This is a genomic window from Pseudofrankia coriaricola (genome assembly GCF_032027725.1).
Taxonomy (GTDB): Bacteria; Actinomycetota; Actinomycetes; order Frankiales; family Frankiaceae; genus Pseudofrankia.
This window is the reverse complement of record NZ_JASNFO010000024.1, coordinates 1-18,143: the sequence shown is the minus strand read 5'-3', so window position 1 is coordinate 18,143 and position 18,143 is coordinate 1. Positions and strand designations below refer to the sequence as shown.

Here is an 18,143-nt window from a genome sequence, read left to right as displayed (position 1 = left end):
ACGCTGGCCGGCGAATGAACCTCGGCCGGCTCGGCTGCGTTGACCATAGCGGAACTTCTGGCGACCTCGCGGTGAACGCGAGGGGACCGGACGCCGACGCGGTGGGGAGGCGCGGGTGGGTGGTCGGCCGACCGACTGGTCGCGGCTCCACCTGGAGCGGGATCCGACGCCGGGTGATCCGGATGCGTTGGTGGGTGTCGCGGATTTCATGTGGAAGATGCGTTGGCAGGCGTCGAGGGTTCATGACGAGTTGACCGCGGTTGTCCGCAGTACCGGCGACGGGGCGTTCGTCGGTAAGACCGCGGATTATCTGCGGGATACGGTGAACGGTGCGATCCGTAATTTCATCGCCGGTGTGCATAGTGCGTTTGAGCAGGCAGAGCCGGCTGTGCGTAGTTATATCCGGGCGATGCGTGACGCGCAGGGTCGTGCGGATGCGGCGCATGCGCAGGCGGAGGGGTTGGCGCCGGATGATCCGGCGCTTGCGGGGTTGCGTACGGACGCCATCAACGCGCAGGCGGATCTGGGTAAGGCCGCGTCGTCGGCGACGAGTGCGATCCGCGAGGCGGCGAGGGCGATTGTTTCGCCGAAGACGGGGTGTCAGCAGTTCTGGGATGCGTTCAACGAGGTCGCGATCGTGATCACGTTGGTCGCGCTCGTCGTCGGTGGCCCGCTCGGGCTGCTCGCGTTCGCGCTGAACGTGGTGCTCGCGGCGAAGGCGGTCGTCGACTACGCCAACGGTGACACGAATGGCTGGGGTTTGTTGTTCGGCCTGTTGATGGCGGTGGCGCCGACGACGAAGCCGCTCATGGCGCTGAAGACGTGGAAGGCCCTTGGTTCCGGGGCGCTGGACTTGCTGAAGGGCGCGGGCAAGGTCGCCATCAGCGCCTGGGACTTCTCCCGGGCGCTGACGCTGCCGTTCCTGGTCGTCAAGGCGTACGACGTCGTCGCGATCCTCGGCAAGGCCGCCGACGCCGCCCGCGTGCTCGCCCTGCGCGGCTTCGTGACCCTCGTCGAACTGCCGAAGACGCTGCGGGCGCTGCACCCCTGGCAGGCGCTGACGGCGATGCACCCCTGGCAGGGCCTGAAGGCAGGCGCCGCCAAACAGCTCGCCCAGCTCAAGGCACTGCACCCATGGCAGAGCACGAAAGCGGGCTTCGCCAACCAGTTCCACGACCTGAAATGGCTACGGATCTTCACCCCGCTCGAAGCCAACGAGATCGGGGCTCTCGGGGTCTGGGGCGCTCACGACCTCGCCATCCTGGGCCGCGGCTTCCAGATCCCGAAGTACCTGGGCCTAGCCGACTATCTCCCCGGCGCCGCCGGGGCCGCCACCCACACCGGCGCGCACCTCGGCGACGCGCTGCTCAGCATCCACTCCCCGGCCGGCCCGTACCCAGGCGCGGGGATGGAGCACGCACTCTCGGCGGCCGGCGGACACGTGACGGGATCGGGGCTCGGATTCGGATATGGCCACAACCCGCTCCTCGGCCCGAGCGCGGCGACGCTGCTCGAACCCGCCGGAGCGTCCGCGTCGCTCGCCACGGGTGCGTCCGGCCTGATCCTCCCGCACGGCGCCGCGGCCGCGGCGGGCCAGCTCGCGAGCCCGATGAGCCATGCCGGCGCGCGGGCGTTCGCCGACACCGGCGCGCTCGCGGCCACGGGGCGTATGTCGCTTCCCGCGGGCGGCGCGGCGGTGTTCGGGGCGGCGCACCTGGCACCCACGCACGCGGTGGACCTGCTCGGGCAGGTGCACGCCGCGAGGCGCCTCGGGGAGGCGCTCGCGGATTTCAGACCGCTGGAGCACAAGCTCATCACCAACGCGGAACACGTCACCGCCCTGCGCACCGGCGGCGACACCTTCGCGATCGACTTCTCCCGCGCCGAGACCGCCGCGCCCGTCACCCGGGCCACTGGCGCCGACACGGCCGTGTCGGCGCCCGGCGCGCGGGCCGCGCTCGACGCGCCCCGCACGGGCACGCTCGGCGCGGCGCGTACGGCCCCGCTCGACGCGGCGCCCAGGCTGCCGGCCGAGGCCCGCGCGGCCTCGTCAGTTCCCGCCGCCGCGACGGGCCGGGACATGGCGTTCGACGGCGCGGAGGTACGGATCGGCCCCGGGGCCACCCACGACCTGGGGGGCCTGCCCGACGGCGCCAGCCGAACGGCCACCACGCCGGATCGAGTTCGCGAGGGTCTCCACGCGGGTGACGAGACGCCGGCCCGGGCGCATGGCACGTCGTCGGCGGCGGACCGGGGGCTCGCGGAGCCGGCTCCGCACACGCCGGACACCTCCGAACTGCTCGCCGAGACCGGGCCGGCCGGCAGCCGGCACCTGGTTGACGCGGCCAGCGCCGGCCACGGCGGGGCCGGTCTGGACGAGGCCGCGCGCCGCCCGGAGGCCGCCGGCGTCGCCGCCCAGCGCCACGGCGCGCGGCCCGCCGCCGCCACGGCGTCGACCGACGGGGTCGGCCTACCGGTCCGGCCCGAGTTCCGGCCGCCGGCCGGGGCCGGCACGTCGGAACGGCCGCTGGTGGGCGCGGGCGCGTCGACGTCCGATGGCCGGGCCGGTTGGCATCAGCAGCCCCAGCAACGGCACTGGGCACGGCAGGACGCCGCGGCTGGCGAGCCGGGTGAGCTGGTGGACGCGGCGACGGCGCACCAGCGCGCCGCCGAGGAGGTGTCACAGGCGCACGCCGCCTTCGACGCCGCGGTGGTCGCCGGCGCGCGCGACCCCGACGCGATGATCACGGCGATGGTCGACCGGCGCGCGGCCGAGACGCGCCTGGCCCACGCCCACGCCCACGCCGAGCTGACGACGCCAGGCCCAGCAACGGGCGGCGACGCGGCACGGGCCGTGACCGCCGCGGACGTGCCGGCGGCCCATACCGCCGCAGAGGCGCCGGCCGCCCGCACCGCCGCGGAGGCGCCGTCCGCCGGCGCCGTCGCGCGCGCCGACCCGCCCCCGGGAACGGCTGAAGGCGCCGTCGGGTCGCCCGGTGGCGCCGAGCACTCCGCAGTCACGGAGCCGCCCGCGGGCGAACGGCCCCAGGCGGGCTCGGGGGGTGGTGGGGAGAAGCCGCCCGGCGAGCCACCGCGCCCGGTGCCCTCCTCGGCGCCGGATCCCTCCGAAGGCGTGCCCGGGGGTGGCGGTTCGGCCCAGCCACGCCGGCTGGTGGCGTCGGTGGGCAGTGACCCGGCGTTCGACGTGTTCTTGCACGCCGACGGCACCGCCCGGATCGCCGGCCACCCTCGCCCCTGGGCCGTCACGCGCGACGCCGACGGATCGGTGACCCTCACCGCGGGCCGGAACCGGATGAAGCTCGACGCCGACGGCAAGATCCTGCACGCGAACCTGCGTCACACCCTCGAGAACGGGGACGCCCTCGGCCGTACCCGGATCAGGTCCGACGGGACGACCACCTGGTTCGAGCCGAACGGCAAGGCCGTCAGCAGCGACCTGCGCTACACCCCGCACGGCGACGGCGGGTTCCACCTGCACCGGCCCGACGGCACGCATCTCTCTCTCGACGCTGGCGGGACGCTCACCGAGGCCCATATCACCCATGCCGCCGCGGACGGGACGCCGCTTGGGCATGTCGAGGTCGCGGCCGACGGTTCCGCGGTCTGGCACCACGCCGACGGCGGCGTCACCGGCGACCTGCGGCTCGCCGCCGACCCGCACGGCGGTTACCACCTCGTCTCCGCCGACGGCGCCCACGCGCCGGTCGCCCTCACCACCTTCAGCCACAGCCTGCCCGTTCCGCGCATGAGCCCGGAGGGGCACTGGACCAACGGCGTCTACACCGTCAGCCCGGCGAAGATGGCGCCGCACCTCGCCAACTCTCCGGGCCCGGAGCTCAAGAGCCTCTTCCTGCGCCACGTCGACGCCGAGAGGGTCACGCTTGACGCCGCGGCCTACGCGGACGCCGCCGGCCTGTGGGTCGGCAACAAGGCCCGGGTTCTCATCGAGGGCGGACCCGTCGGCGTCCGCGGCAACACTGGCGAGCTCACCCACTGGGTCCAGGTCACCCGGCGAGGGCGGATGGTCCACGCCTGGCCCTCCAGGCCGCCGCACGCGCTCGCGGCCTCGCCGGTGACCTGGGCGGGCACGGAGGCGCGGTTCCTGGCGGATGGGCGTCACCTGACGGTCACCACCGCGGCCGAGGGCCGGCTCGGGCGGATCATCGATCCGGGTGCCCGTGACGTCTACCGTGGTGCCTTCGAGGAGATCGAGGGCGACGGCGTCCGTGTCACGGCGCTGACCACGGACGACCTCGCCGACGTGACCGGTTTCGAGGACGTCGTGCTGCTGGACGGGTCGGGCGCCCGCGTCGCGGACTTCCGGGAGTTCGACGGCGCCGGCCAGCTCACCGGCAGCGGGAGGTTCCTCCAGGACCCCGGCCACCACCTCTACGCCCACCTCACCGTCGACCACGCCGCCGGCACGGCGACCCTCCGCCACGTGGACGGCACCGTCGAGGAAGGCCTGGCCCACGCCGCCGCCGAGCGCGGCGGCACGATCACCCGCGCCGACGGCACCTCCTACCGCTACGCCGCCGACGGCACGGTGGCCCACCCTCCACCCGCGCCGACCAATGCCAGTCATGCCGCGCCGACCAGCGCCAGTCACCCCACGCCGACCAGCGCCAGCCATCCCGCGCCGACCGGCAGCAGTCACCCCACGCCTGCGGGCGGCAGTCACCCCACGGCCGGCAGTCACCCCACCGCCCCCGCGCAGCCCCCGGCTGGCGGCGCCGGCTGGCACCATCAGCCCCAGCAGCAGCACCTGGCGTCCGCCGGCGGCGCGCCGCCCTCCGGTCACGGGCCTGGCGGCCCCGGGGCCGCCGCCCACACCGCCCCGCCGGGCTGGCAGGCCCAGGCCCTTCCGGGCGGCGGCCGGGAGCTCACCAACGGCGACATGACGATCGTCCTGCGCGCTGACGGCCAGCCGGCGCGGCTGGACAACATCCGGCTGGGGCCGGCCCACGGGCAGGACAGCGGCCTGGTCATCCGGGCGGCGCGCAACGCGACGACGGGTGACCTCGACGTCGAGGTGCTCGCGCGCCTCCAGGGCGGGACCGGGCCCGCGAGGTTCGTCCAGGTCCGCGGGGCCGAGGCGGCCTGGGACGGTACCCATGTCCGGGTCACGACCACCGCGGGCCGCCACGGGGGCGACTTCCGGCTGTACGACCTGGACGGGACGCTGAGCCGCGAGCGCGTGTCGGCGTTCGCCCGCGGCGGCGACCGGTCCGGGGCGACGTTCGAGATCGACCACGCCGGGCGGACCTGGGAACGGCGCGAACCGATCCCGGGAGACGCCAGCGGCGCGACCCGGACACCCGACTACGGCGGCAGGGGCGAGGTCGTGACCGGCCGGGCCGGCGAGCTGCGGCTGGTCGACCCGCTCTCGCGGTACAGGACGGCCGCCTACGTCCGCGAACGGCTCTCGAACGGCAACCTGCTGGAGGTCTTCGGCAGGGCCAGGGGCCGGCACCACTGGATCGAGTGGCGTGACACCGGGCGCAGCCTCGACCACTTCGAGGCCAGGCGCGGCTACCGCACGTACGACGAGATCCCGGACGGCATGTGGTGGGACCATCAGGCGGGCCTGCTCGGGCCGACGGGGCCGCGGGTGCGCGAGTACCTGAACCTGCCCGACGGCGGCCTGGTGCGCGCCGAGCAGGAGGTGTCCGGCCGGTGGGGCTGGCACCGCTTCGGCGCCGACCACAGCCTCGTCGCGGAAGGTGAGCGGGTCCGGTACGGCCGTGGCTGGGTCGACCGGGCTACGACGGGCGAGGTCGCGCAGCGGTACTACCCCGCCGTGTTCGGGAAAGGCCATTTCCCCTTCGTCGGCGCGCACCGCCCGCGCGACGCGTTCGACTACCTGGTCCACGAGCTGGACGCCGCCGGCCGGCCGACGGACCGCTTCGCGCAGTTCTCCCCGCAGAGCGAGCTGACCCGCGGCAGCGAGGCGATGAGCGGCGGCCACGCGCTGGACCTGCAGCGGTACGCCGAGCTGCGCCCGCCGCGACAGCTCTGGACGGCCAGGCAGGATCTGGGCGCGGTCGGCCCGGCGGACGAACCGGGCTGGTGGCGGGTTCGTCGCGATATCGGCGACGTCGACTTCCCCAGGCCGAGCGACATCCGGCTCCGCCGGGGCGCCCCCGGCGATCCAGCGCCCGGCTGGGACATCGGTGACAGCCGCTTCCGGGCGTTTCGCTGGATCGAGCGCGACGCCCAGGGCAACCAGGTCGCCAGCGGGGTGCGGACGGTGCGGGACCGGACGAACGGCACCTTCTCCGACTTCACCCACGACGGCCACTTCGCGCGCGGGACCTGGAGGCTGGAGAACGGCAACGTCCTGGAGATCGGCCGCGCCGACGCGGGGGTGGTCGGCCAGGCCGGCGGCACGCGCTGGATGGCACACCCCGACCCAAGTGTCTACGCCGGCCGGCGCGACCTGTTCTGGCAGGAGCTGGACGGCACGGCGCCCGGCGGCACGGTGCTGGCGGCCGGGGCGCGCCATTTCCCGAGCGGCGGGCCGCACTGGGTCGACACCGTCACGGAGAACGGCGTGGAGGTCGTCGTCCGCCAGACGGTCGGCGACGCGGGCGACGTCGTCACCTACCTGCCCGGGCACCGGCCGGTGTACGACCTGGGTCTCGCCGAGGGCGCGTCGCACACCGCGGTCAACCTCGACAGCCCAGGCACCGTCTCGGTCACCCGGGACACGAACGGCGAGCTGGTCGGCCGGACCGACGCGTGGCGAGTCCAGGACGCCGGCGGCAACCCGATCACGGTGACGGTCACCGGTCACGGCCACCCGAGCCGGGGAAGATGGGCCTGGAAGATCGACCAGGACGGCATCCAGCTGAGGGTCCGGGTCAACGGACAGGATCTCGCCGTCGACGCGAAGGAGTTCGCCGGGACGCGGATCAGCGCGCGCAACACGCGCCCGACCAGCTACCTCGACCGGCGATTCGCCGACCACTTCGACGAGTCCTTCCGGGACTACCTCGAGGTGACCGTCAGGAACGGTGGCAAGGACGAGAACGTCTGGGTCCTCGTGCGGGACAGCCGGGCCCTCGACCAGGGCACCACCCTGCGCACCTTCCACGACGGCACCGGCTGGCGCTCGCAGGTGTTCGACGGCGACGGCGCCCCGGTGGGCCGCACCGAGGCCACGCGGCAATGGGGGCACGGAACCGGCGCCGATGGGAAACCTGTCTGGGGAACCGAGCCGGTCGCGGGGATGGGCCGCATCCCGGCGCGCGCCCCTGTCTGGCAGGACCTCAGCGTCGATGGCCAGCGAGTGCTGCGCGAGTCGAACGCGGGCAGGGTCCTCGAGTACACGGCGCCCAGGCCACCCGACCCCGGCACGCCGGGGGCCCCGCCGCCCCCGCCGCCCCCGGTGGGCCGGCCGACCGCCGCGAAGACGGGCTTTGGCACCTGGCGGGAGCTCGACCAGGGCCAGGTCATCCGGGAGCGGGTCAACCTCCCCGGCCGGTACCGCGAGACCGAGACCTTCCACGGGCAGTGGCGGGAGACGAACGAGAACGGCGATCTGCTACGGATCCGCACCCTCTCCGGCCGGGTCTGGGAGCGTGACCCGCTGGGACGGCGACGCGTCGTCGCCACCCCGCAGGGACACTGGGACCTGGCCGGCCGCGAGATGGACTACCGGGGCGCGCTCAACGAGATCAGGGGCTGGAACCGGGTCAACCGGTACCTCAACATGCGGCAGTACCGGGCCGGGGACGGGCTGGTCGGCGAGTTCATCCCGCGGAGCCTGCTGGTCGCGCGCCGGGCGCTCCTGGACTACACGCAGGACGTCCTCCTGGACTTCCCGGCCCGGTTCGCCAGCCAGCTGGTGTTCAACGGGATGGCCGGCGAGCACAAGGACGACCCGTTCAGCTGGAAGTGGGTCGAGAAGACCGTGCTGAACTCACTGGTCGGCGGGGCGTTCCGGACCGGCGCGACGACGCTGCACCAGATCGGCGGCCTCGGCCGGTGGCGCCAGGGCTTCGGCAACGTCGACAACGGCTTCCCCTACAACCGGCACATTCCCAGGGACGACTGGGAGACGGAGTTCGCTGGCAACGAGTACGCGCCGCGGTGGCGCGGCCTCACCTATGACACCGGCGCGTACGGGGCCGTCTTCAACCCGCTTCTCTCGGCGGCGAGCAGCTGGACGGTGGGGGGCCTGTTCGGCGACGAGTGGCAGTGGGCCAGCCCCGGGGAGAGCGCCGCGAGCACACTCATCACCGGCCTCCCGATCGGCCTCGGGCGCAGCCTCGTCCACGGCTACGCCTCGGGGCGGTTCTTCCACGTCGGCGGCCTAGCCGAGGTCGGCTGGATCGCGGGGGAGCGGGTCGCCGACCGCACGCTGAGCCTGTTCCTCAAGCGTTGGTTGCTCGAGGAGCCGAGCGCCCCGCCCCCACCCCCGCCTTCCCCCGTGCCGTCGCCTTCCCCGTCGGTGTCCCCTTCACAGTCCGTGCCGCCGACGCCTCCCGGGACCCCGTCGCCGACCAGCCCGCCCGCGCCGGCGCCGACCGTGACGCCGTCCACGGCTCCGCATCCCGGGAACACACAGCCGCCCCCGACGTCCGGGCATACCTCGGTCCCACCGCAGCCGGTGCCGACCTCGACCTCAGTCCCAGCACCGACGCTGATCCCGACCTCAACGCTGATCCCGACCCTGACTCCGACCTCGACGCTCAGCCCGACCGCGACCCCAGGCCCGACGCCGACTCCCACGTCCACGACGACCCCGACTCCGACCCCGACGTCCACCCAGAGCCCGACGGCGGCCCCGACTCCCACTCCCACGGCCACGCCATCATCGACGGAGCCCCCGAGCCCGACCCCGACCGCGACACCGGCGCCGGTCCCAAGCGGCGCGTCGGCGCCCGACGAGGCGCGGCTGGCGTCCTGGACGGCCGCGCCCGACGCAGAGAATCCGTACCTGGAGGCCGCGCTGGCCCTTCTCGGGTGACTCCCGCGGTGGACGCCCGAACCGTGGCACGGCGCCCCCGGCGGCCGCCCGCGCGGCGTTACACGACGACCTCAGTCGATCATTTCGAAGGTCGGTGAGATCTCGAAACGGTTGAAAATCATCCAGGCGACCTCGATCTGTTTCCCGAGACAAGGTTCGTCGGCGGGGAACAGCAGCCTGACGTCGATATCGCCCTCTTCTTGGGTCCGGGAGACGGCGATCTCCAGGGCAATGCGGCCGACGAGCGGATAGGTGAACCACTCGTCGTCATCCGGCCCAGCCTCCAGACCGGTCTCGACGGCGCCCCAGTCCAGCTCGCCGAACCGATAGTCGACTATTTCTGACAGCGCGACCAGGAACCCTTTCAGATTCGCCAGCCGCAGCCACCCGTCGAGCTGCTCCACCACGTCACCAACCCGTCATTCGCCAGCGATTCTCACCCGCCGGGAGCCGCCGTCGCCCGCTCAGACGAGGGTGCTCCGGCTGGACGTCACGCCCGTTCGACCCGATTATACGGCCGGCGGTTTGGCGCGCCGTGCGCCGCCATGCGGATTGCCGGCGCCCCGGCCCGCGCTTCCCGCGCGCCGGGGACCACAATGAGGTTCAGGCGGTTATGGCCCGGCGCTCGGCGAAGGGCCTGAACTCCCGGTCGGCACCCAGTAGGCGGCACGCGGACGACGCGACGGCCGCGGATACGCGGAAGGACAGCGGACCACAGGATGCGAAGGCCACGACAGCAGGCGGCGCCGGCGGCGAGCCCCCCGCAGGCTCCCCCGGCGGGAGCCGGCGGATGGGCGGCGCCAGCCCCGTTCGGCCCGCCGCCCGTGCCCGTGCCGGGGCCTGTACCGGGGCCGGGGCCTGTGTCGGGGCCTCTGTCCGCCGCGCTCGAGGCGGCCGCGCCCGGCCAGACCGTGACGCTCCCGCCTGGCCGCTACGCCGAGAACCTCCTGATCGACGGGGATGTCACGCTCGCCGCGGCGGCCGGCGGCGGCACCGTGTGGCTCGCGGGCGGAGGCCCGCTCGTCCTGCGCGGCTCGGCGGTGCTGTCCGGTCTGGTCATCGTGGGCACCGACCCGTCGCTGCCCGCGGTCGTCATCGACGGGGGAGCGCCGACCCTGCGAGGGTGCGAGATCGTCAACGGCCGGGTGGAGATCGTCGGCGACGCCTCGCCGACGCTGCGCGACTGCCGGATCAGCGGCGCCCAGCTGGCCGGCGCGCATGCCGCGGGCACCGGCGGGCCCACCCTGGAAGGCTGCGTCGTCACTGACGTGGACGGCACCGGTGTCGTCGCCAGCGCCGGCGCGGCCGTCACCCTGCGGGGCTGCCGGATCTCCCGGACCACCGGTTCCGGCCTGCGCGCCCGCGGCCAGGCCACCGCGAGCGCCGACGGCTGCGAGATCACCGGGACCGGCCGCAGCGGCGTGCTCGTCGAGGACACGGCGACGGTCCGGCTGCGCGGCTGCTCCGTGCGCGGCGCCGGTACCGAGGGCGTCCGCGTTCTCGGCTCCTCGCCGGGGCTCCCCGGCGCGCCCGGCGTGGGCGCGGCGGCGGGCGCGAGCGCCGCGGCCGCCGCCCCCGGCCCCACCACCGGCGGGAGCGGCTCAGGGGACGTCCATGGCCGAGGAGACGCGAACGGCTCCGGAGAGACGGATGGCACCGCCGCGCGGCCGGGGCCCGAGGTGGTCGCCGACGACTGCGAGCTGGAGGCTGTCGGCACGGACGGGCTGCTCGTCGAGGGCGCCGCGACGGTGACACTGTCCGGCTGCCGGCTGCGCTCGCCCGCCCGCGCCGGCGTCGTCGCGGCCGGGGCGTCCGTCGTGACGCTCACCGGCTGCGTGCTGGAGCGCGTCGGCACCTCCGCCCTGGTGGCGCGCGGCTCGGCGGTCATCACGGCCGACGGCGGCCGGGTGTTCCGGCCGGCGGCCAACGGGGTGTTCGTCGCCGACGCGGGCCTGGCCACCCTTCGCGGCCTGGCCATCGAGGAGGCCGGCTACAGCGCGGTCCACGCGGCCGGCGCCTCGTCGGTCACCCTCGTCGACGCGCACCTGCGGACCACTCCCGAGCACGGGGTGCACGCGGTCGGCCGGGCCGCGGTCCGCGTCGAGGGTGGCCGGGTCAGCGGCGCGGCCATGTCGGCGCTGCACGCCGAGCAGGACGCGACGCTGACCGCGCACGGCTGTGAGCTGGCCGGCAACGGCGTCGGGATCAGCGCGAACGCGGCGGCGCCGGCCACCGCGACGGCGACCGGCTGCGTCGTCACCGACAGCGCCGACGTGGGCATCCGGATCGGCTCGGGCGCGAAGGCGACGCTCACCGGATGCCGGGTCGAGCGCACCGGCGCCGCCGGTGTGGTGGTCGCCGAGCGCGGCGAGGCCCAGATCACCGACTGCCAGATCGCGGACGCGACCGGCTCCGGCCTGGTTGTCTGGCGCGCGGCCGCCCCGACCGTCAGCGGCCTGCGGGTGGCGCGCACCGGCAAGAACGGCGTCTTCGTCGGCGACGACGCCGCCGGCGCGTTCGAGGGTGGCGAGATCACGGCGGCCGCGTTCCCCGCGCTGCACGTCGGCGCCCGGGCCACGCCCCGCGTCGCCGGCCTGCGTATCCACGACACGGACACCGACCTGAGCCTCGCCGACGGCGGCGCGCCGACGTTCGAGCGCTGCACGGTCACCCGGGTGCGGACCGTCAACATCCCCGCGTCCGGCCGGGACGGCGCGGCCGAGGGCCCTGGCGGGACGGGGCCGGCGACGGCCGCGGCGGGTGGCCGGGGCGGCACCGGGGCCGACGGAGAGGCGGACGACCTGCCGGACGCGCCCCCGGTCGAGTCGCTCGACGACCTGCTGGCGGAGCTCGCCGGCCTGGTCGGCCTGGAGCGCGTGAAGCGGGACGTCGGCGCGCAGGTGAAGCTCATGCAGACGGTGCGCCGCAGGCAGGAGGCCGGGCTCGCCGCGCCGCCGCTGTCCCGAAACCTGATCTTCGCGGGCAACCCGGGCACCGGCAAGACGACCGTGGCCCGCCTCTACGGCCGGCTGCTGACCGCGCTCGGGATGCTCGAGCGCGGCCACCTCGTCGAGGCCGACCGGTCGGCGATGGTCGGCGAGTACATCGGCCACACGGCGCCGAAGACGACGGCGGTGTTCCGCCGGGCCCTCGGCGGGGTGCTGTTCATCGACGAGGCCTACGCGCTGGTCCCGCCGGGGGTGGGCAACGACTTCGGCCAGGAGGCGGTCGCCACCCTGGTGAAGCTGATGGAGGACCACCGTGACAGGGCCGTCGTCATCGTCGCCGGCTATCCCGGCGAGATGTCCGGGTTCATCGACTCGAACCCGGGTCTCGCGTCCCGGTTCACCCGCACGATCACCTTCGACGACTACGCCGACGAGGAGCTGACCGGCATCGTCACGGCGCAGTGCGCCCAGCACGAGTACGAGCTGACCGAGCCGGCGCGCGCGGCGGTCGTCGAGTACTTTTCCCGGGTCCCTCGGGTACGCGGCTTCGGCAACGGCCGGCTCGCCAGGCAGGTGTTCCAGCGGATGACCGAGATCCAGGCCCAGCGGGTCGCGGACCTGACGGACCCGAGCACCGACGACCTGCTGCGGCTCGTCTCCGACGACGTCCCGTCGAACTGACAGGCGCCGCTGGCCGGCTCTTCACCGGCCGACGCGCTGCTGGCCGGGCCCTCTCTTGGCCAACAGGTAAATATTCGGCGTAAGAGCTTCAAATCCCTCTCAAATCGGTCCGCGCCCGGCGGCGTGACCGTAGCCTGACGTGGCGTCAGCTCGGCCACCGTTGACACCGGACGCCCGGCGGAGGGACTGCCCATGACGAGCGTGCCCGCGCCCGCTCCAGAACGGGCCGACGCGGCCCGGCGGCGGCACTTCGGCGAGCACCTGGTCCGTGACTGCGGCCCCGCCCTGGAGCGCTATGTGTCCCGGCTGCTGCCGGGCGACCCGGGGCGCACCGAGGACATCGTCCAGGAGACGTTCCTGCGCGCCTGGCGGCACGCCGACCTGCTCACCGGCCTGACCTGCGACGAGGAGCTGCGGCGCTGGCTGTTCCGCGTCGCCCACAACGTGGCCGTCGACTGGCTGCGCCGGCGGGCCACCCGCCCGCTCGAACTGACCGACAACCTGCCCGTCCTGTCCGATCCGGCCGGGCAGGACCAGCTCGAGGCGGTGCTGCTGCGCCACATCCTCGCCACCGCGCTCGAGACGCTGTCCGCGCCGCAGCGGGCGACCCTGGTGCACCTGCACTGGCTCGACCGCTCCCACGCGGAGGTCGCCGCCGCGCTCGGCATCCCGACCGGCACGGTCAAGTCGCGCCACCACGTCGCCGTCCGCGAGCTGCGTACCGCCCTGACCGCCCGAGGCGTCACCGGCGCTCGCCCCGCGGCCCGTTGACCGGACTAGGCCCCGGGGCCGCCGCGGGGCACTGACAGAAGGCCAGGGCACCAGCATGCGCACGAGGCTGCTCACGATCCTGCTCGCGTTCATGACGGCGACGCTGGCCGCGCTGGGTGTGCCCCTCGGGCGCAGCGTCGCGCAGAGCCAGCAGCAGCAGATGTTCGTCGACCGGCTCGCGGACACCTCGCGGTTCGCGGGCATCGCCGGCCAGGCGCCGGCGGGCGACGGGGACCAGGAGCTGCGGGACGAGCTGACCCACTACGAGCAGCTGTACGGGATCGCCGCGGTGGTCGTCGACCTGAACGAGGACGTGCGCGCCGCGTCGAGCCCGGGAGTCGACGCGCGCGTGGAGGAGCTGCGCCCCGCTCTGCAGGGCGCCCTGCGAGGCCGCCGGTCCAGCGACCCCGGCCAGATCTGGCCCTGGCAGGACCGCCCGCTGGTGGTGGCCGAACCGGTCGTCTCCGGCAGGGACGTCGTCGGCGCGGCGGTGACGATCTCCCCGACGGGCCGGCTGTCCGGCCGGATCCTGCGCTGGTGGCTGTGGCTGCTGGCCGCCGCCGTCGTCGTCACCTGCCTGTGGGTGGGAGCCGCCGTGCGGCTGACGCGCTGGGTGCTGCGCCCGGTGCACGACCTGGGCCTGGTCACCCACGAGATCGCGACGGGCCGGCTCTCGGCCCGGGTGCTGGGCAGCGCCGGGCCGCTGGAGCTGCGCCGGCTGACCCTGTCGTTCAACGAGATGGCCGGCCACGTGGAGGACGCCGTCGAGGCGCAGCGCGCGTTCGTCGCGGACGCCTCCCACCAGCTGCGCAACCCGCTGTCGGCGCTGCTGCTGCGGATCGAGAACCTCGCGATGGACCTGCCGGACCAGTGGCAGGAGGAGGTGGGGGAGACCCGGGTGGAGGCGCGCCGGCTGGTCCGGGTCCTCGACGAGATGCTCGCGCTGGCCAGGGCCGAGCACCACGTGGCGCGCCCGGAGAAGATCGACGTCCGTGCCGTCGTCGACGAGCGGGTCGCCGCGTGGCGGCCGATGGGCGACGCCCGCGGCGTCAGCGTCGACGTGACCGGGCTGACCAGCGTGTCGGCGGTGACCGACGTCGACGCCCTTGAGGGCGCGCTGGACGCGGTACTCGACAACGCGCTGAAGTTCTCCCCGCTGGACTCGACCGTCACAGTGACCGTGAGCCTGGGTCCCGACGGTCCCGACGGTCCCGACGGTCCCGGCGGGCCGGGCGCCGCCGGTGACGCACCCGGCCCGGACGCCGCGCGCGACGGCGGCGGCCAGACCGCCCGCGACGCCACCTTGCTCGCCGCCCACCTCCCCACCGTCGCCGCCACCCGCCCCGTGGCGCGTCACCTGGGTGAGCCGGCGGGTGACGTGTTCATCCGGGTGAGCGACCAGGGACCCGGAGTCACCGTCGACGAGCTGGCGAGCATCGGGCGCCGTTTCTGGCGCAGCCGGCGCAACGTCAACATCGGCGGCTCCGGCCTCGGGCTCAGCATCGCGACGACCCTGCTGGCCGCCTCGGGCGGCGACATCCGCTACGCGCTTGGCGAGCCGGCCGGCCTCGTGGTGACGCTGCGGCTGCCTCCGGCCAGCCCGAGCTCGCCAGGGGCGGCGACGTAGCTGCCGCGGCGTGGCGGGCACAGCCGCGCGTTCCAGACACCGGACTCGACCAGCCGCACGGCCTCCTCCCGGATGATCTCGCTGACTCTGATCGCGAAGCCACGCGGCAGTTCGAGATGCCCGGTGACGGCGGTGCCCAGCTGCTGGGTGAGAGCCGGCTCCCGCAGCGGCGCGTGACGCAGCCGCTTCGCCTCGATCTCGGCGGCGCAGGCCGACAGCGGCAGCACGCCGTAGCCACGCCTGAACAGGTGGCCGCTGGTAACGGCACCCTCACGCCCAGGACCGCGGGTGCGTGAGCGACGGCGGCGGGCGGCTCAGCCCGGCGCGTCAAGCCATAGGGGTGCGTCGTCGCGCGGCTTCGAACGCGAAACGACCGGCCGGGTGCGCGTGCACCCGGCCGGTCGGGCGTGCCCAGTCGCCGTGGCCGGCGGACGTCACCTCGTCAGAGGCGTGTGGTCAGAAGCGGCGTGGCGTGGAGTCGAGGCCGGGCATCTCCTCCAGCCGGCCAGCGGTGGCCTCCGAGGCCATCTCCTCGTTCATCGACGCCGGGAAGCCGGTGGCGGGCGTGGACGAGGCCGACGACGGACGACCGGACGTCCCAGTTTCGGCTCCGGCCGGTGTCCCCGCGCTGGCGGTCACCGGCGGCGTCGGTGTCGAGCCGGTCAGGTCCTCGTCGCGACCGCCGCCCGCCAGCGTGTCCGCCTTGCCCTGCTGGCCGGAGCCGGGCAGGTACTTGCGGGCCGCGACGGTCGCCGCCGCGCCGCCGCCCAGCAGCAGCACGGTGACCATGCCGCGGCGGCGGCGCTGGTGCGCCCGGGCCAGCTTCCGCTCGGCCTTCGCGAGCCGGTTCTCCAGCACCAGCTGGGCCCTGTCGGCCCGCTGCCGGGCCTTGCGCTCGGACCGGACGGCGCGGCCGGACCGGGCCTTCTCGATCCGCAGCTCGGTGGTCGCGCGGGCGCGCTCAGCCGAGAGCTCCGCCGCGCCGCGCGCCTTCTCGATCCGCCGGCCGGCGCGACCGGAGACGGCCGCGGCCCTGGATGCCGTCCGGGCCGGGACCTTCGCCACCTTGCCGGCCTGCCGGCTGACCGAGTCGGCGCCGGCGCTCGAGGCTTCGGCCACCTTGCTGGCCAGCGCGCTGCCGGCGTCCCGGGTGGCGGTCGCGGCGGTGTGCCCCGCCTGGGCCACCCCATGGCTGGCCTTGGCCGTGGCGTCGGCGACGGCGTGCCCGGCGCGGTCGGCGGCGGTGCGGGCCGCGTCGGGAATCCCGCTCACCGGGACGGCCTCGGTGACGTGCGAGAGCCGGTCCTTGATCGTGGTACTCATCGGTCTCCCTTCGTGGCGTGGCCCGAGCGGCGGGGCCGGCGCGGGGTCGGGGCGGGTGACCCCGCCGCTGGCCCTCCAAGATCTGACGACCTTGCCCTACCCTGCGCGGCGGCGAACCAACATTCCCACTCTCCGTGGCGTGGCACTCGCCCTGAGCGGCCTACGGCGGGTGGACCAGGCCGGTGACGGCCCTAGACCTTGGTTGCCCGGTAGTACCTGGCCGCCCCCTCGTGCAGCGGCACCGGCCCGGTCGCGACGGCGCTGCGCGGGTCCAGCGAGTACGCGACCGGCACCACCCGGGCGATCGTCTCCCGCGCGTCGAAGAGAATCCGGGTCACCTCGCGGACGAGTCCCGGGTCGGTGTCGACGCTGGTGACGAGCAGGTCGGCCATCGCCACGGTCGGGGTCGCGCCGACGCCGGCGTAGGCGCCGTCGGGGATGACGCCGCGCCGGTACTCGGCGCCCCACTCCTGGACGTCGTCCAGCCTGCCCACCAGCCCGTCGAGAGGGACGAACCAGACGGGGAACCGGCTGGCCAGGTCCGCGACCGTGATGGTGGGCAGCCCGCCCTGCCAGAAGAACGCGTCGATGGTGCCGTCGGCCAGCGCCTTCGCCGACTCGTCGACACCGAGCCTCCGCTGGGTCACGTCGGCCAGGTCGATCGCCGGGTCGACGGTGAACAGCCGGGTGGCGACCAGGTCGGTGCCCGAGCCGGGGGCGCCGGTCGAGACCCGCCGGCCGCGCAGGTCCGCGAGGGTCCGGACGGGGGAGTCGCGCGGCACGACGAGGTGGATGTACTCGTCGTAGATCCGCGCGACAGCCCGGACGGGCAGGGCGGCCTTCTTGAAGGGGTCCTGTCCGCGCACCGCGGCCGTCGCCGCGTCCATCGTCGAGAAGCCGAAGGTGTTCGGCTCGGCGGCTACCCTCCGCAGGTTGTCCACCGCGGCGCCCGTGATCATGGTCGTCGCCCTTACCCCCGGCAGCGAGCCGTTGATCGAGGCCGACAGCGCCGTGCCGTACCGGTAGTAGATGCCCCCGGTGCCTCCGGTGAAGACCGTGACGGGTCCCCGTCGATATTGCGGGCCGCCGCCGTCGAACCGAATCCAGGCGAGCACCCCGGCCGTCACCAGAACAACCGCCGGAACGACGGCCAGCACGACCAGTCGACGCCACGGCGGCAGGCCGGACGGGCGCGCCCGGCCCACGGTGACTCTCATGCTTTATCCTCGCACGCCGACGTCCGGGAACGTCAGGCGGCGCGGTTGTGCGCGGGCATGGGCCGAGGCCGGGCCGAAGGCCGGACGGAAAGATTACCGATATGTAAACGACGGCCTGTGCGTTTAGCCGACGGCCTTTGTGCTCAGCCGGTAGCCGATACCGCGGACGGTTTCGATCACCCCGGGCAGTCCTAGCTTTGCGCGCAGTGACGCAATATGGACCTCCAATGTGTGCGAGGCGCCTTCCGAGCTGTATCCCCACACCTCGGCGAATATCTGCTCGCGCCGGAACACCACGCCCGGGGCGCCCGCGAGCTGGGCGAGCAGGTTGAACTCCTTGCGGGTGAGCGCGGTCTCCCGCCCGGCGACGGTGACCTCCCGCGCCCGCAGGTCTATGGAGATCCTCCCGACGGACAGCACCTGGTCGCCGTCGCTCCCGAGCGTGCCGGGCCCGTGCTGGCCGGGCCTGGTGGGCACCGGAGCCGGCGGTGGCCAGGCGCGGGGCCCCGCCGGGCCGGGGCCCCCCCCCCCCCCCCGCGGGGGGGGGCCCGGGCCGGCGGCCCCCCGGGGGGGGCCGGGGG

Annotated in this window: 9 protein-coding genes; 4 read left to right on the top strand and 5 right to left on the bottom strand. The window is 74.7% G+C overall.

The window, feature by feature from the left end:
• The first annotated feature begins 115 nt into the window (after positions 1-115).
• On the top strand, positions 116-8,995 hold the full coding sequence (locus tag QOZ89_RS13635; RefSeq protein ID WP_312623947.1) for a hypothetical protein: 8,880 nt from the start codon (positions 116-118) through the stop codon (positions 8,993-8,995).
• 71 nt (positions 8,996-9,066) lie between these two features.
• Here QOZ89_RS13635 and QOZ89_RS13630 read toward each other — a convergent pair whose 3' ends face one another.
• On the bottom strand, positions 9,067-9,399 hold the full coding sequence (locus tag QOZ89_RS13630; RefSeq protein WP_131803939.1) for a hypothetical protein: 333 nt from the start codon (positions 9,397-9,399) through the stop codon (positions 9,067-9,069).
• A gap of 456 nt (positions 9,400-9,855) precedes the next feature.
• Between QOZ89_RS13630 and QOZ89_RS13625 the strand changes: the two genes are divergently transcribed.
• From QOZ89_RS13625 to QOZ89_RS13615, 3 genes are all read left to right on the top strand, one after another.
• Positions 9,856-12,624 carry a right-handed parallel beta-helix repeat-containing protein gene (locus tag QOZ89_RS13625; protein ID WP_312623946.1) on the top strand — a complete coding sequence of 923 codons (2,769 nt, stop codon included), beginning with the start codon at positions 9,856-9,858 and terminating at the stop codon, positions 12,622-12,624.
• Positions 12,625-12,816: 192 nt separating this feature from the next.
• Positions 12,817-13,395 carry a sigma-70 family RNA polymerase sigma factor gene (locus tag QOZ89_RS13620; RefSeq protein WP_312623945.1) on the top strand — a complete coding sequence of 193 codons (579 nt, stop codon included), beginning with the start codon at positions 12,817-12,819 and terminating at the stop codon, positions 13,393-13,395.
• A 55-nt stretch (positions 13,396-13,450) separates the two neighbouring features.
• Positions 13,451-15,022 carry a sensor histidine kinase gene (locus QOZ89_RS13615; RefSeq protein WP_312623944.1) on the top strand — a complete coding sequence of 524 codons (1,572 nt, stop codon included), beginning with the start codon at positions 13,451-13,453 and terminating at the stop codon, positions 15,020-15,022.
• Here QOZ89_RS13615 and QOZ89_RS13610 read toward each other — a convergent pair.
• The 4 genes from QOZ89_RS13610 to QOZ89_RS13595 all read right to left on the bottom strand — a co-directional run bounded on the left by QOZ89_RS13610 (position 14,938) and on the right by QOZ89_RS13595 (position 18,039).
• Positions 14,938-15,249, bottom strand: coding sequence for a type 2 periplasmic-binding domain-containing protein (locus QOZ89_RS13610; RefSeq protein ID WP_071048495.1), 312 nt, complete (start codon positions 15,247-15,249; stop codon positions 14,938-14,940). The two genes, QOZ89_RS13615 and QOZ89_RS13610, sit on opposite strands and share 85 nt — an antisense overlap.
• A gap of 229 nt (positions 15,250-15,478) precedes the next feature.
• Positions 15,479-16,345 (bottom strand): hypothetical protein, encoded by an 867-nt coding sequence (locus tag QOZ89_RS13605; protein ID WP_071048494.1) that lies wholly within the window; start codon positions 16,343-16,345, stop codon positions 15,479-15,481.
• Between the two features lie 191 nt (positions 16,346-16,536).
• Positions 16,537-17,562 (bottom strand): TAXI family TRAP transporter solute-binding subunit, encoded by a 1,026-nt coding sequence (locus tag QOZ89_RS13600; protein WP_312623943.1) that lies wholly within the window; start codon positions 17,560-17,562, stop codon positions 16,537-16,539.
• A 123-nt stretch (positions 17,563-17,685) separates the two neighbouring features.
• Positions 17,686-18,039, bottom strand: a complete 354-nt coding sequence (locus QOZ89_RS13595; protein WP_312623942.1) for a winged helix-turn-helix domain-containing protein — start codon at positions 18,037-18,039, stop codon at positions 17,686-17,688.
• Positions 18,040-18,143 lie beyond the last annotated feature (104 nt).

Coding starts and splice junctions, on each gene's coding strand:
- QOZ89_RS13620 (WP_312623945.1), top strand. CDS start 12,817: ATGACGAGCGTGCCCGCGCCCGCTCCAGAACGGGCCGACGCGGCCCGG.
- QOZ89_RS13615 (WP_312623944.1), top strand. CDS start 13,451: ATGCGCACGAGGCTGCTCACGATCCTGCTCGCGTTCATGACGGCGACG.
- QOZ89_RS13605 (WP_071048494.1), bottom strand. CDS start 16,345: ATGAGTACCACGATCAAGGACCGGCTCTCGCACGTCACCGAGGCCGTC.
- QOZ89_RS13600 (WP_312623943.1), bottom strand. CDS start 17,562: ATGAGAGTCACCGTGGGCCGGGCGCGCCCGTCCGGCCTGCCGCCGTGG.